General features: G+C 38.4%; 11 protein-coding genes. 9 read left to right on the forward strand and 2 right to left on the reverse strand.

The genetic code is table 11. The annotated features are described in order from the left end of the window. Positions 1 to 3: 3 nt before the first annotated feature. Entirely contained in the window at positions 4 to 960 is a 957-nt protein-coding gene (locus tag CQZ96_RS02595) for an ATP-grasp domain-containing protein (protein ID WP_016539365.1), read from the reverse strand. Between the two features lie 363 nt (positions 961 to 1,323). On the opposite strand from CQZ96_RS02595, the gene CQZ96_RS02600 reads away from it, so the two are divergent. The 8 genes from CQZ96_RS02600 to CQZ96_RS02635 all read left to right on the forward strand — a co-directional run bounded on the left by CQZ96_RS02600 (position 1,324) and on the right by CQZ96_RS02635 (position 10,073). After that, positions 1,324 to 2,520 (forward strand): TerD family protein, encoded by a 1,197-nt coding sequence (locus tag CQZ96_RS02600; RefSeq protein ID WP_105712601.1) that lies wholly within the window; start codon positions 1,324 to 1,326, stop codon positions 2,518 to 2,520. A 57-nt stretch (positions 2,521 to 2,577) separates the two neighbouring features. Then, positions 2,578 to 3,153 (forward strand): TerD family protein, encoded by a 576-nt coding sequence (locus CQZ96_RS02605; protein ID WP_056511216.1) that lies wholly within the window; start codon positions 2,578 to 2,580, stop codon positions 3,151 to 3,153. A 16-nt stretch (positions 3,154 to 3,169) separates the two neighbouring features. Continuing rightward, the gene (locus CQZ96_RS02610; RefSeq protein WP_105712602.1) at positions 3,170 to 4,276 is read left to right on the forward strand and encodes a DUF475 domain-containing protein; all 1,107 of its coding nucleotides are present in this window, start codon (positions 3,170 to 3,172) and stop codon (positions 4,274 to 4,276) included. A 2-nt stretch (positions 4,277 to 4,278) separates the two neighbouring features. Next, on the forward strand, positions 4,279 to 4,857 hold the full coding sequence (locus tag CQZ96_RS02615; protein WP_004720368.1) for a TerD family protein: 579 nt from the start codon (positions 4,279 to 4,281) through the stop codon (positions 4,855 to 4,857). Between the two features lie 116 nt (positions 4,858 to 4,973). Further along, positions 4,974 to 6,281, forward strand: a complete 1,308-nt coding sequence (locus CQZ96_RS02620) for a vWA domain-containing protein (RefSeq protein ID WP_105712603.1) — start codon at positions 4,974 to 4,976, stop codon at positions 6,279 to 6,281. A 14-nt stretch (positions 6,282 to 6,295) separates the two neighbouring features. Continuing rightward, positions 6,296 to 7,012 (forward strand): TIGR00266 family protein, encoded by a 717-nt coding sequence (locus CQZ96_RS02625; protein ID WP_004720370.1) that lies wholly within the window; start codon positions 6,296 to 6,298, stop codon positions 7,010 to 7,012. Positions 7,013 to 7,029: 17 nt separating this feature from the next. Next, complete coding sequence (locus tag CQZ96_RS02630; protein ID WP_004720371.1) at positions 7,030 to 7,620, forward strand: TerD family protein; 591 nt, start codon at positions 7,030 to 7,032, stop codon at positions 7,618 to 7,620. A gap of 248 nt (positions 7,621 to 7,868) precedes the next feature. Further along, positions 7,869 to 10,073, forward strand: coding sequence for an OsmC domain/YcaO domain-containing protein (locus CQZ96_RS02635; RefSeq protein ID WP_105712604.1), 2,205 nt, complete (start codon positions 7,869 to 7,871; stop codon positions 10,071 to 10,073). Between the two features lie 162 nt (positions 10,074 to 10,235). Here CQZ96_RS02635 and CQZ96_RS02640 read toward each other — a convergent pair whose 3' ends face one another. Next, on the reverse strand, positions 10,236 to 11,117 hold the full coding sequence (locus CQZ96_RS02640) for a LysR family transcriptional regulator (RefSeq protein WP_105712605.1): 882 nt from the start codon (positions 11,115 to 11,117) through the stop codon (positions 10,236 to 10,238). A gap of 165 nt (positions 11,118 to 11,282) precedes the next feature. Between CQZ96_RS02640 and CQZ96_RS02645 the strand changes: the two genes are divergently transcribed. Further along, a complete protein-coding gene (locus CQZ96_RS02645) occupies positions 11,283 to 12,800 on the forward strand; it encodes a CoA-acylating methylmalonate-semialdehyde dehydrogenase (protein WP_004720376.1) in 1,518 nt (505 codons plus the stop codon). The last annotated feature ends 1 nt before the right edge of the window (position 12,801 follow it).

A 12,801-nucleotide genomic window follows, 5' to 3' on the forward strand; every position in this document is an offset into this window, starting at 1 on the left:
ATCTTACAAATCCAATTTTATACTATGGGCAATCGGTAAAGCTTTTACAGGCGATTGGTGTGGTGCTCGAACTAAATTCAAATTTAATTTTTCAGCAATCAGTTCAGCAATCAAATTGACTCCAGTATGTTGTGTATAAGCAAAACCACCAGCAGGGCGTGGATTGATCTCAAGAATATGCCATTGCAAGCTTTCATCTTGTTTAAATTGGATATTAATTAGTCCATCACATTGAAAATAATCGACTAAATCTATACAAATTTGATGACAAGGATGTTGCAAAAAACACTCTTGAAAATAAACATGTTTAATTCTGGTTACTTGAGCAATGATCTTTCCTTGACTACAAGCAATATCAACTGAGCATTCTTGCCCAGCCAAATAAGGCATAATCAGATATTCAACAGGCTCTTCCTGCTGACTATATGCCTCTATAAATTGCTGAGTATTACATTTGGTCGGTGAGCTAAAGTTTTTAAAGTACGACACATGATTCTGTAAGCGGACAAAGCCGGCACCATAAACCCCATAAACAGGTTTAGCGCAGATCTCACTATGTTGTAGCTGTAATGTTTCAATGGATGTCTTCAGCGTTTCTGTGGAATTGGCTAATAACGCTGGAATGACAGATAAATTTTGCGCTTCACAATGTAAGGTAAATTGGTATTTATTGTTCATCAACTCATGCTGTTCTGAGCTGAGTGTACCAGTAATCAACTGAATAGCATGTTGTTCAAATTGGGTTCTAAACGGCTCAATATGCTGACTGTGTTTTCCACAGAAGAGCAGTTGAATATTATGTTCAATACATTGTTCTAATAACCATTCAGCGCTCTTTGAAATAGCAGGTTGCTGAAGATAAACATCAGCACTTAAGGCAAGTTCGGGACGGTTACGGCTGTGAGAACAAAATATAGTCAGTTGTTTTGATATACTCGAACTTTTCAGTAATTGAATCATATCATTTTGACAGGAATAACACTCGGCGATCCAAATTTTATATTGCTGTAGCACGGGTAATTTAATCTCAAATTTTTATAAAGAATAACGAAGTTTTTAAAGCGACTATCTGATGCGCTGGAAAATATAACAATTCCCCATAGTGATACAATATTTAATTTTAATATTTTGTAAAAGTAATGAAACATAAAGAAAAAAAACACTGAAACACTTGAGATTAGGAATTTTTATGGTAAAACATAGCATATCTATTTTTATTTGTTTTTTATAAAGAAAGTTAATTTAAAAACTTCATTTGAATAACGCATGATTTTAAATTCATTTTATCAAAAAGCGATAATATACCTATAAAGTGGAGGATTTATGCAGCTGGTTGCTGGTGGAAATATTCAAATACCTGCTCAGGATATTGAAATTTGTATAAAAACAGGTTTTTCATCTGACATTGAATTAGATGTTACAGCATATTTACTGGCCCAAGGCATGCTTAAAGTGCGTGGTGATCAGGACATGATTTTTTATGGACAACGTCAAACCTCCAATCAAAGTGTGGTTTTGCTAGAATCATCATCTAAGAACCCAAATCTCACTAAATTAAAAATCAATACTGCACTTTTAGATGCACAAATTCAAAAAATCGCTATTTGTGTCACGATCAATGAACCAAACACCATTGGAAATATTGTTCCGATTGATATTGAGCTTTATGCAGCGCAACAGCGTATTGCGACTGCACATTTGGATACTCGGAATAGAACTGAAAAAGCCTTAATCCTTGCAGAGATTTATTTACATAACAGCCAATGGAAATTTCGCTTTGTTGGTCAAGGATTTAATGGTGGATTAAAGCCATTGGCAGAAAACTTTGGTGTTGTGATTGCCGATGAAGTGAAAAATACTACACCTACACCTACACCTACACCTACACCTACACCTACAAATTCAAATATTAATCTTTCTAAAATTCGACTGGATAAAAACAATTCAACCATCAATTTAACCAAGAAAGGCAATGGTTTTGGAAAAATTTCAGTCAATTTAAACTGGAATAAAAGCCAGCCCAAATCCCAATCATTTTTTCAGAAACTATCGGGTTCAAGTGCAATAGATCTAGACCTTGGCGCGATGGTGCAACTTAAAAATGGTGAAATTGATTTAGTACAACCGCTGGGTAATCGTTTTGGCCGTTTTGAGGTCAAACCATTTATTCAGCTTGATGGCGATGATCGTACAGGTTCATCTGTACAAGGTGAAAATCTACATATCAATGGTAATCAATGGGATCAAATTGAACGCATTGTGATTTATGCTTATATTTATCAGGGTGCTGCGCAATGGGCTGCAACAGATGGTGTGGTCACCATTAAGATTCCAGACCAACCTGAAATTGAAGTTCATTTGACCGATGGTAATCAATTAACAACATGTTCTATTGTAGAATTAAAGAATAACAATGGCACTATACAAGCCAACCGAGAAGTTCGTTATTTTAAAGATCAAAAATATTTAGATGAACATTATGGTTTTGGGTTCCGATGGACACATGGTTCTAAAAATTAATTGACTGCATGTATTTAAACAATGAATGCACACTGCAATAAAGTAGAGGAAATATAAATGGCAATTTCATTAAACAAAGGTGGCAACTTATCTTTAAGCAAAACTGACCCAAGTTTAAACCAAGTTTTGGTCGGCTTAGGTTGGGATGCGCGTGCAACCGACGGAACAGATTTTGACTTAGATGCTTCGGCATTTTTATTGAGCGAAAGCGGTAAAGTTCGTGGTGAACACGATTTCATTTTCTATAACCAAACACGTTCACCTGAAGGTTCTGTTGAACATACAGGTGATAACCGTACAGGTGCGGGTGATGGTGATGATGAAGCAGTTCGCATTAATCTCGCACAAGTACCTGCAGATGTTCAAAAAATTGCAATTACAGTCACCATTCATGAAGGTGAAAGTCGCGGTCAAAATTTTGGTCAAGTTCAAAATGCGTTTATTCGCGTGGTAAATGATCAAAGCAATACTGAAATTGTGCGTTTCGATTTGAATGAAGATTATTCAACAGAAACTGCCATGATTTTTGGTGAATTATATCGCCACAATGGTGAGTGGAAATTTAGAGCTGTAGGACAAGGTTATGCTGGCGGTTTAAGCGCAATGTGTCAACAGTTCGGAATAAGCATCTAATATAAGAGTTCAATGGATGAAACATTTTCGCTTTTCGATTCTTTTTACCATCATTTGTCTAGCAATTTCTGCGTATTGGGGTTTTACACATGGTCCCCAAGCCGGCCTAATGACCATGTTCAAGGCATTGGCAATTACTGCAATTCTTGCAGTGATGGAAGTTTCTTTATCGTTTGATAATGCTGTAGTAAATGCTTCGGTACTTAAACACTGGAATCATTTCTGGCGAACCTTATTTTTAACAGTCGGTATTGTTATCGCTGTATTTGGTATGCGTTTAATCTTTCCATTACTCATTGTTGGCGTCACTGCAGACATGGGCATGATAGAGGTTGCAAAACTTGCGCTGAACGATCCAAAAACCTACTCTGAAAAGCTCATGGCACACCATGCTGAAATTGCAGCGTTCGGTGGTATGTTCTTGCTCTTAGTTTTTCTTAACTTTTTATTTGATGATGAAAAAGATGAGCATTGGTTCCATTGGTTGGAGTCAAAACTCGCTGATCTAGGCAATATTCAAGCGATTTCAGTGTTTATTTCATTATGTGCATTATTGGTTATGGCTAATTTTGTACCTGAAACTTCTCGTCTTGTTGTAACTATGGCAGGGATCTGGGGAATTGTGGTTTATGTCGGTGTTCAGGTGATCGGACACTTGCTTGAAGGCGGTTCACATGATGATGAACAAGAAGTAACTGAACAAACAACTTCAAATAATGGTGCACCAGTCACAGGTACAATCATCAAAGGCGGTATCGGTGGCTTCTTGTATCTTGAAGTACTTGATGCGTCTTTTAGTTTCGATGGTGTAATCGGTGCTTTTGCAATTACCAGTGATGTGGTAATTATTATGCTGGGCTTGGCAATCGGTGCAATCTTCGTGCGTTCTATGACGGTTTACCTTGTAGAAAAAGGTACGCTTGATGCTTATGTTTACTTAGAACATGGCGCGCATTATGCGATTGGTGCACTTGCATTCATCATGCTTGCAAGTGGAACAGGCTTACATATACCTGAAGTCGTAACAGGCTTGATTGGTGTCGCATTTATTGTTTGGGCAGTAATCTCATCAATTTCATATAGTAAAAAACAATCTCTTGAAACAACTGGAAAAGGAAATTAAAAATGGCTATTAATTTATCAAAAGGCGGTAACATCAACCTGTCTAAAACAGCGCCTACAATGAATAAAGTAGACTTAGGTTTAGGCTGGAATCCTCGTGTGACAGATGGTAAAGCATTTGACTTGGATGCGGTTGCTTTTCTGACTGGTGAAAATGGCAAAGTTCGTTTAGATGGCGACTTCATCTTCTTTAACCAAAAAACCTCTCCTTGTGGTTCTGTTAATCATAACGGTGATAACCGTACAGGTGACGGTGATGGTGATGACGAAACAATTTCAGTTGATCTAGCTAAAGTACCTGCTGATGTCGCAAAAATTGTTTTTGCTGTAACCATTCATGAAGGCCAACAAAATGGTCAAAACTTCGGTATGGTGGACAAAGCTTATATCCGTGTAATCAATCAGGATAACAATGCAGAAGAACTTGCACGTTTTGACTTATCTGAAGACGGTAGTACAGAAGTTGCCATGATTTTTGGTGAGTTATACCGTCATAGCGGTGAGTGGAAATTTAAAGCAGTCGGCCAAGGCTTTAACGGCGGCTTAGGTGCTTTGGCTGCAAGTTATGGTGTTGCAGTTTAATTTTTAAAATCTGTACTAAAAGATTTATCTTTTAGTACTTGAAAGTGATTCGGTTTAAATCGGTTCATTTATGAACACAGTAAAAATTATTTTCAAGTACTAAATAGAGAACAACAATGCAATTCATCACTGGACAAAAACTGGCACTTCACCAATTGTTGCAGACAGAGACACAGTTTAAACTACGTGTACAGGTTCAAGCACCTTTTGAAATCGATATTTCTAGTTTTGGTATTGCGCCAAACGATAAACTTTTCCATGATGATTATATGACTTTCTATAATCAGCCACAGACTCCGAAAGGCGAAGTTCAATATCAGCTTCAAGGCAACATGCATAGTTTTGCCTTTGATTTAAACAAGATAGATACAGCGCGAACATCACGTTTTGTGATCTGTGCCACTTTATCCAATGAGCAGTCTCAAATCCACAATATACAATCGATTCTGGTCGAGTTATGTAATCAACAAGGGCAGGTGCTTGCGAGTTATCTTTTAAATGGTTCTAATTTTAGCCAAGAAAAAGCTGTGATGCTGACTGAGATTTACTTTAAAAGTGATGCTTGGCGTATCGCTGCAATTGGTCAAGGTTTTAATGGTGGCTTAAAGGCTTTGGTTGAGCACTTTGGGGGAGAAGTTGAAGAAAGTACAGCAGCTGCTCCATCAACAGTAAACCCATCGACAAGCAATACACCATCAACAATCGATCTGAAAAAGAAAGTGGTACTGGATAAAATCCAAAATGCAGCTCCACATTTGGTAGATATTACTAAAAAGTCTTTAATCAGTTTAGAAAAAAACAATTTACTCGATGTAAAAGCTCGTGTCGCTTTAGTGCTAGATTATTCAGGTTCAATGCACCAACAGTATATAAAAGGTGATGTGCAAAAAGTACTTGACCGAATTATGCCCTTGGCAGTCAATTTTGATGATGATGGCAGTTTTGAGTGCTGGGCATTTGCAGAAAAATCATTGCGATTAAGCGATGTAACCTTGAACAACTTAGAAAATTTTGTCAATACAGATCAAGGCGGTCATCCAAAGTGGAAAGCTGGTGCACGTTACAATAATGAACCCGCTGTACTTGAAGCCGTGATCCAATATTTTACCCAAGAAAATCCATCTCATTTACCGGTATACGTGGTATTTGTTTCAGATGGCGGGGTCAGTGAAAGTAAAAAGATTAAAAATATTCTTAAAAATGCATCCAGTTTTCCTATTTTTTGGCAGTTCGTGGGTATCGGCGGCCGTAACTATGGTGTGTTGGAACAACTCGATACGATGGATGGGCGAGTAGTAGATAATTGCAATTTTTTTGAAATGAGCAATATTCAAAGTATGCCTGAAGCACAACTGTATGATGCACTGCTTCAGGAATTTCCACTGTGGTTAAAAGAAGCGAAAAATAAAAACATTATTCGATAAAGTGAGGGCAATCGATGGCTAAATTTGAACTTGTAGGCAGTCCAGAACCATTTCTATTGGTCGATTTGGTACAGGGAGAAAAAATATTTTGTGAATCTGATGCAATGGTCATGATTGAGCAAAATTTAGAATTGGCAGGAAATTTACGCGGCGGATTATTTCAATCATTTATGCGTAGATTTACCACAGGTGAATCACTGTTTCAGCAAGAAATCAAAGCATCATTTGGTCATGGACAGTGTTTGCTTTCTCCAAACATAGATGGTGATATGCAAATTCTTAACATAGGACCTCAGCAATACACTTTATCTGATGGGGCTTTTGTTGCAGCAACAGAACATGTCAATGTCAAAGCCAAGATTCAAGCAAATTTAGGTGGTGGATTCTTTGGTGATACAGGTGGTTTTGTGGTGATGGAATCATCTGGACAAGGACAACTGTGTATTTCAGGCTGTGGTACCTTGATGGAAGTCGATGTCAGTACCCAGAACGGAGAAACCACCATTGATAATGGCCATGTTGTGGCATGGGATTCGTCTTTAAGTTACAACATTGGTATGCCAAGTTCACAAAACCGCGGAATTGTTGGAAATCTTTTAAACAGTTTTACCAGTGGTGAAGGTATGGTGCTTAAGTTTAGGGGCAATGGCAAAGTCATTATTTGTTCCCGAAATCGCAAGAGCTACCTCACCTGGTTATCTTCAGCTTTAAATTTAAATAGAAACAATTAAATCTATGAGGGAAACACATGAGTATTAGTTTAGTAAAAGGTCAAAAAATCTCTTTAGAAAAAGGTGATGGTTCATCTTTGACCAAAATTTATCTTGGTGCAGGCTGGGATGTGGCTAAGAGTGGCGGATTTTTAGGTGGTCTTTTTGGTGGCGGTGGTGGTGATTCAATCGACCTTGATGCTTCAGTCATTATTTTTGATGAAAACAACCAACCGCTTGATGCAGTATGGTTCGGTCAATTAAAAAGTAAGGATGGCAGTATTTGGCATTCAGGGGATAATCGTACAGGTGCCGGTGATGGCGATGATGAAGTGATCCATGTTGATCTAACCAAAATTCCACCGCAAGTCAAAGCACTGGTTTTTACAATTAGTAGTTTCCGCGGTCAAACTTTTGAAAAAGTTGAAAATGCTTTTTGTCGTTTAGTTGACTCAAATACCAATACTGAAATTGCAAAATATAACCTTTCAGCAAAAGGCAATTATACTGCCTTGATTATCGCTAAAGTTTATCGCCACAATGGCGCATGGAAAATGTCTGCGATTGGCGATACCTGTAATGGTAAGACCATTCATGACATGCTTCCTTCGATCATTCCGGTGCTTTAAGAGCGGCTGTAAAAATTTTTAATCAACAAAGCCATTTCTAGAAATGGCTTTTTGTTTAAAGTATTTTCAATCTTTCCATTCTAAAGTTATCAATTGTGTAAAATAATTCTATAATAGCGTCCATTATTACTGACCTCAGTTGAGGTTGGTTCATTTTTAAGTCAATTTCTTCTCCGTGATTCGGCTTATTTTTCAATATTTAAATTTTATGTGTCCATGCCAACACATAAGAATATTTAGGTGCCCACATGGAAATCAAAGTCAATTACCTCGACAATCTTCGACAAGAAGCCAAGTTCGATGACTTTACAGTAATTGCTGATCAACCCATTCGCTATAAAGGTGATGGCTCTGCGCCGGGTCCTTTCGATTATTTTCTTGCATCATCTGCTTTGTGTGCTGCTTACTTTGTCAAAGTATATTGTGCAGCTCGTGATATCCCGACAGATAATATTCGTTTATCTCAAAACAATATTGTCGATCCTGAAAACCGCTATAAACAAATTTTTAAAATTCAGGTTGAACTACCTGCGGATATTTCGGATAAAGATCGTCAAGGTATTTTGCGTTCGATCGACCGTTGTACCGTTAAAAAAGTCATCCAAACAGGTCCTGAATTTGTTATTGAAGAAGTTGAAAGTATTGATGCAGATGCACAGGCATTGCTCATGCCAAACTTAGCACAAGAAAGCTCAACTTATATTGAAGGTAAAGATCTACCTTTAGAGCAAACTATTGCCAATATGTCAGAGATTCTGGCAGGTTTGGGAATGAAAATTGAAATTGCCTCATGGCGAAATATTATTCCAAATGTATGGTCATTACATATTCGTGATGCGCAATCTCCAATGTGTTTCACCAATGGTAAAGGTTCAACCAAAGAAAGTGCCTTGGCTTCGGCATTAGGCGAGTTCATTGAGCGTTTAAATTGTAATTTCTTCTACAACGACCAGTTTTGGGGGCAAGACATTGCCAATGCTGAGTTTGTACATTATCCAGATGAAAAATGGTTTAAACCAGGACCAAATGGAGCGCTACCTAGAGAAATATTGGATGAATATACATTAGAGATATATAACCCAGACAATGAATTGTTAGGTACACATTTGTATGACACCAACTCAGGTAATACTGAGCGTGGGATTTGTTCATTACCGTTTGTACGCCAATCAGATCAAGAAGTTGTATATTTCCCATCAAATTTGATTGAAAACTTATATCTAAGCAATGGTATGAGTGCAGGAAATACCTTAGCCGAAGCTCAAGTACAGTGTTTATCTGAAATTTTTGAACGTGCGGTTAAACGTGAAATTTTAGAGGGAGAAATTGCACTTCCAGATGTACCTGAAGACGTTTTAGCAAAATACCCGCGTATTGTTGAGGGCATTAAAGGCCTAGAAGAACAGGGCTTTCCTGTCTTGGTTAAAGATGCATCGTTAGGCGGTGAATTTCCAGTGATGTGTGTCACACTGATGAACCCACGTACAGGCGGCGTATTTGCATCGTTTGGTGCGCATCCTAAGCTTGAAGTTGCTTTAGAGCGTAGCTTAACCGAGTTATTACAAGGTCGTAGTTTTGAAGGTTTAAATGATTTACCTAAACCAACCTTTAGCAGTAATGCGGTGACTGAACCGAATAATTTTGTTGAACATTTTATCGATTCAAGTGGTGTGGTGTCTTGGCGTTTCTTTAGTGCAAAATCAGACCATGACTTTGTTGAGTGGGATTTTAGCAGTGCAGGTGAAAATGCCAATGCTGAAGAAGTAAAGACCATGCTAAACATTCTTGAGGAAATGGGCAAAGAAGTCTATATGGCAGTCTATGAGCACTTAGGGGCGACAGCTTGCCGTATCATTGTGCCTGATTATTCTGAAATTTATTTGGTTGAAGATTTAATTTGGGACAATACCAACAAAGCATTGTTATTCCGTGAAGATATTTTAAATCTTCATCGTTTGGATGATGAGCAACTTGAAGCCTTAGTTGAACGTCTAGAAGAAGTTGAAGTGGATGATTACACCGATATCGTGACTTTAATTGGGATTGAGTTTGATGATAATACTGTGTGGGGACAACTGACCATCCTTGAGTTAAAGCTGTTGATTTATCTTGCTTTACAACAGTTTGAAGAAGCCAAAGATTTAGTTGAACAATTCCTGCAATACAATACCAATACTGTAGAACGCGGCTTGTTCTACCAGTGTATGAATGTAATGCTTGAAGTTGAACTAGATGACGACATGGATTTAGATGACTATGAAGCGAATTTCCGTCGTATGTTTGGTGATGAACGAATGGATGCAGTTATTGGTTCTCTAGACGGCAGTATGCGTTTTTATGGTTTGACTGAAACCAGTATGCAGCTTGAAGGGCTTGATCGTCATTTAAGACTTATAGACAGCTATAAGAAGTTACATAAGGCACGTGCTAAAGCTGTTGGCTTAGCAAGTTAAACGAATTTTTCTTTAGAACATAAGTGAAATACCCAAGATTCGTCTTGGGTTTTTTATTTTTAAAAATAATACAAGATTTAAAAAATCACTCAATCAAAGGATTAAGTTTATACTGATGATGAAATGGGCTATCCCTAATATCTCTTATGAATAAGTGAATGACTAATCCATCAATAAATTTTGATATTTATCAGCTTGTGTTCTTAAAAAATCCCAAACCAATTTAATACGCGGTTCATGCTGTAAATCGACTAAAGTTAGCATCCAGAAGGTATGAATAAAACGAACTTCGTCTTGTAACACCTGTTTAAGTTCTGGTTTATTTTCTGCCAAAAACTTCGGCAAAATTGCCAATCCAGCACCTGCACTCACAGCAACTTGTTGGGCCAAAATACTGCTACTTCTAAAATTTGCATTGAGCTGTAAGGGCAGACGTTCTAAACAATACAGTTCAGGGCTATAAATTAAATCGTCAATATAGTTTACAAACTGATGGTTTTTTAAATCTTCAAGTTTTTTAACCGCTTGGGTACTTTCTAAATAGCTTTTACTGCCATAAATTTTAAGACAATAATCGGTTAAACGGGTAATGATATAAGGTCCTGACTTAGGACGATCAATGGAAATCACAATATCAGCTTCACGATGCGACAGCTTAATCATTTTTGGAACCGGGATAAGATCAATCGTGAGTAAAGGGTATTGTTTAGACAGTTCTGCCAATAGCTGGGCTAAAAATGCTGTTCCAAAACCCTCAGGTGTGCCAATTCGCACATGTCCTTGTAACGGTAAGTTGGGCTTTTCAATTTGCAAGAATGCTTGTTCCATTTGCTCAACACGGGGCACCAGTGCCAAGCCTTCCATAGTCAGTTCATAGCCTGTGGCTTCGCGTCTAAACAACGGCGTTCCTAAAGCTAATTCTAGCGCCTGTATCCGTCTAGACACGGTACTGTGTTCGACCCCAATAATACGAGCTGCATTGGTTAACGTCTTGGCACGCGCTAAAACTAAAAAAAACTGTAGGTGATCCCAATCGACTTTCATTGTGTATGACATCCTTGTGCATATTTGCACATTCATTGTGCGTTAATTTCTATTGGTCATCTATATTTTCTTTGTTAGTTTGATTTGAAACAGCACTGATGAAAATACTGCTTTTGGCTATTTTCTAAAAATGTAACAACAAAAAATATTGCCTATGGAGAGGTTATGAACACAATGTCAAATATTCATTCGACGACGGCTAAATTGTTAATTAATGGAAAATTTACCGAATCAAATACTACTGAGTGGCAAGACATTCTAAATCCAGCGACCCAAGAGGTACTTGGTCGTGTCCCAATGGCAACTTTAGACGAAGTTGATGCTGCAATTGCTGCTGCACAAGAAGCATTTAAAACTTGGCGTTTTACACCGATTCAAGCCCGTATGCGTATCATGCTGAAACTGCAAGATTTGATTCGTGACAATATGAAAGATATTGCCCGTGTTTTGACCGCAGAACAAGGTAAAACCTTGGCTGATGCAGAAGGTGATATTCAACGTGGCTTAGAGGTGGTTGAACATGCTTGCTCAATTGGAACCTTGCAAATGGGTGAATATACTGAAGGTGTAGCCCGTGGTGTAGATACTTATACCTTGCAGCAACCATTGGGTGTATGTGCTGGAATTACCCCGTTTAACTTTCCTGCCATGATTCCACTATGGATGTTTCCAATGGCGATTGTTTGCGGCAATACCTTTGTACTTAAACCGTCTGAGCAAGATCCATTATCGACCATGATGCTGGTTGAATTGGCATTACAAGCGGGTGTACCTGCTGGTGTACTCAATGTGGTACATGGTGGCAAACAAGTGGTAGATCGTCTATGTACGCATCCAGACATTAAAGCCATTTCATTTGTAGGTTCAACTGCGGTAGGGACGCATGTCTATAACTTAGCGGGTCAGCATGGTAAACGTGTGCAATCGATGATGGGTGCAAAAAACCATGTCGTGGTCATGCCAGATGCCAACAAAGAACAAACCTTAAATGCTTTAGTTGGTGCTGCATTTGGTGCGGCTGGACAACGTTGTATGGCATTGTCTGTTGCTGTCATGGTCGGTGAAACTAAAAACTGGGTGGATGAATTGGTTGAAAAAGCCAAAACACTGAAAGTCAATGCTGGGCATGAACCGCAAACAGATATTGGTCCCGTGATCTCACCCCGTGCCAAAGCTCGCGTTATAGATTTGATTAATAGCGGTATTGAACAAGGTGCACAACTCTTACTTGATGGTCGAGGCGTACAAGTCCAAGGCTACGAAAATGGCAATTTTGTTGGTGCAACCATATTCAATCAAGTCAGCACTGATATGCGCATCTATACAGAAGAAATTTTTGGTCCTGTTTTAGCCATTATTCATGTTGATACGCTTGAACAAGCCATTGAATTGGTCAATGCCAATCCGTTCGGGAATGGTGTGGGTTTATTTACTCAAAGTGGTGCAACAGCGCGTACTTTCCAAAGCACTATTGATATCGGCCAAGTTGGTATCAATATTCCAATTCCTGTGCCGGTTCCATTCTTTAGCTTTACCGGGTCAAGAGGTTCAAAATTAGGGGACTTAGGGCCTTATGGTAAACAAGCAGTACAGTTCTATACTCAAACCAAAACCATTACCAGTCGTTGGTTCGAAGACACACAAGAAAAAGGTGAAGTGAATACCACCATCAGCTTGCGTTAAT

Source organism: Acinetobacter sp. MYb10 (assembly GCF_002980175.2).
GTDB classification, from domain to species: Bacteria; Pseudomonadota; Gammaproteobacteria; order Pseudomonadales; family Moraxellaceae; genus Acinetobacter; species Acinetobacter guillouiae.

Coding starts and splice junctions, on each gene's coding strand:
- CQZ96_RS02595 (WP_016539365.1), bottom strand. CDS start 960: ATGATTCAATTACTGAAAAGTTCGAGTATATCAAAACAACTGACTATA.
- CQZ96_RS02600 (WP_105712601.1), top strand. CDS start 1,324: ATGCAGCTGGTTGCTGGTGGAAATATTCAAATACCTGCTCAGGATATT.
- CQZ96_RS02605 (WP_056511216.1), top strand. CDS start 2,578: ATGGCAATTTCATTAAACAAAGGTGGCAACTTATCTTTAAGCAAAACT.
- CQZ96_RS02610 (WP_105712602.1), top strand. CDS start 3,170: ATGAAACATTTTCGCTTTTCGATTCTTTTTACCATCATTTGTCTAGCA.
- CQZ96_RS02615 (WP_004720368.1), top strand. CDS start 4,279: ATGGCTATTAATTTATCAAAAGGCGGTAACATCAACCTGTCTAAAACA.
- CQZ96_RS02620 (WP_105712603.1), top strand. CDS start 4,974: ATGCAATTCATCACTGGACAAAAACTGGCACTTCACCAATTGTTGCAG.
- CQZ96_RS02625 (WP_004720370.1), top strand. CDS start 6,296: ATGGCTAAATTTGAACTTGTAGGCAGTCCAGAACCATTTCTATTGGTC.
- CQZ96_RS02630 (WP_004720371.1), top strand. CDS start 7,030: ATGAGTATTAGTTTAGTAAAAGGTCAAAAAATCTCTTTAGAAAAAGGT.
- CQZ96_RS02635 (WP_105712604.1), top strand. CDS start 7,869: ATGGAAATCAAAGTCAATTACCTCGACAATCTTCGACAAGAAGCCAAG.
- CQZ96_RS02640 (WP_105712605.1), bottom strand. CDS start 11,117: ATGAAAGTCGATTGGGATCACCTACAGTTTTTTTTAGTTTTAGCGCGT.
- CQZ96_RS02645 (WP_004720376.1), top strand. CDS start 11,283: ATGAACACAATGTCAAATATTCATTCGACGACGGCTAAATTGTTAATT.